This window comes from Streptomyces sp. NPDC056527, from assembly GCF_042794475.1.
Taxonomy (GTDB): Bacteria; Actinomycetota; Actinomycetes; order Streptomycetales; family Streptomycetaceae; genus Streptomyces.
The window spans coordinates 1-1,345 of the sequence record NZ_JBHTTQ010000237.1 but is presented as its reverse complement, the minus strand read 5'-3'; the positions used below and the strand labels follow the sequence as shown (position 1 = coordinate 1,345).

The 1,345-nt window shown below is 71.3% G+C and carries 3 protein-coding genes; 2 read left to right on the top strand and 1 reads right to left on the bottom strand.

Features of this window, described 5'->3' with window-relative positions; translation table 11 throughout:
• Nucleotides 1–403 (bottom strand): cytosine permease (locus ACFQ7Q_RS38150; RefSeq protein ID WP_383563870.1); only part of this gene is annotated, 403 nt, incomplete at its 3' end.
• Nucleotides 404–561: 158 nt separating this feature from the next.
• On the opposite strand from ACFQ7Q_RS38150, the gene ureA reads away from it, so the two are divergent.
• On the top strand, nucleotides 562–1,245 hold the full coding sequence (gene ureA / locus ACFQ7Q_RS38145; protein WP_383563867.1) for an urease subunit gamma: 684 nt from the start codon (nucleotides 562–564) through the stop codon (nucleotides 1,243–1,245).
• Nucleotides 1,245–1,345: hypothetical protein (locus ACFQ7Q_RS38140; RefSeq protein ID WP_383563872.1), on the top strand; the 101-nt coding region annotated here is incomplete at its 3' end. The genes ureA and ACFQ7Q_RS38140, both read left to right, overlap by 1 nt.

Here is a 1,345-nt window from a genome sequence, read left to right as displayed (position 1 = left end):
CGCCGGTCGGCAGTCCGATCAACCGGGCGAGCGTCCCGACGACCACGTCGCCGCCGATCCACAGCGTCAGCGCGGTGTAGCCCAGGGAGAGCAGCAGCCCGACCACGGAGCCGACGAGCCGCCCGCGTACGCCGAAGAAGGCGCCGCTCGAGGTGGAGAGGTTCGTCGCCGTGCGCAGCGAGACGACGGCGAGCGGGGCGGTCACGGCGACACCGACGACCGTGCCGACGAGCACGGAGGTCACCGAGGCCCACAGCCCGAGGCCGAAGGAGACCGGCAGCCAGCCGAAGACGATCACGCCCAGGCAGAGGTTCGAGCCGAGCAGGATCGACAGGAGGTCCCGCGGTCCGCTGGTGCGTTCCGCTTCGGGGATGGTGTCGACTCCGCGCTGTTCTATCGGCATGGGTACTCCCTGCGGGGAAGAGGAGGCGGGGTGGGGGGCGGCTCATCGAGGTGAGTTTGAGCGGCGCTCAATGTGACCCATGCCAGTGCACCACGTCAATGCTTGGTCGTGAAGGTTTCTATGTTTAGAGTGTCACTCAAACAGGAGGTGTTTCTGACGTGCGACTGACCCCCACGGAACGCGACCGGCTGCTGCTCTTCGGCGCCGCCGAGCTCGCCCGGTCCCGCCGGGCGCGGGGCCTGCGGCTCAATGTGCCGGAGGCGACCGCGCTCATCGCGGACACCGTCTGCGAGGCGGCTCGCGACGGCCTACGGCTCGCCGAGGCGATCGCCGCCGCCCGGTCCGTGCTCGGCCCGGACGACGTCCTGCCGGGGGTGGCCGATGTCGTCACCGAAGTGCATGTCGAGGCCGTTTTCGACGACGGCTCGCGGCTCGCGGTCGTCTCCGACCCGATCGGCGGCGGGAAGCTCGGCGAAGGCGCGCCGGGCGCCCTGCTCCCGGGTCCCACCGAGGCCGAGCCGTCGCCCGCGCTGACCGTGGGCGTCCGCAACACCGCGACGGTCCCCGTCAGCGTCACCTCCCACTTCCACTTCTTCGAGGCCAATCCGCGCCTCGACTTCGACCGGGCCGCCGCCTACGGAATGCGGCTGGCGATTCCCGCCGGAGCGTCGTTCCGCTTCGATCCGGGCGGCGAGGCCGAGGTCGGACTCGTCCCCATCGGCGGCGCACGCGTCGCCATCGGCTTCGCCGGTCTGGTCGACGGCCCGCTGGACGCGCCGGGCGCGAAGGAAGAGGCCCTGCGACGCGCCGCTGCCTGCGGCTACCTGGGAGTTGAGGCGTGATGGATCCGTACGAGTACGCATCGGTGCACGGCCCGCGTGCGGGTGACCGGGTGGTGCTGGGTGATTCCGGGCTGGTGGTCCGGGTGGAGTCGGACTCGCA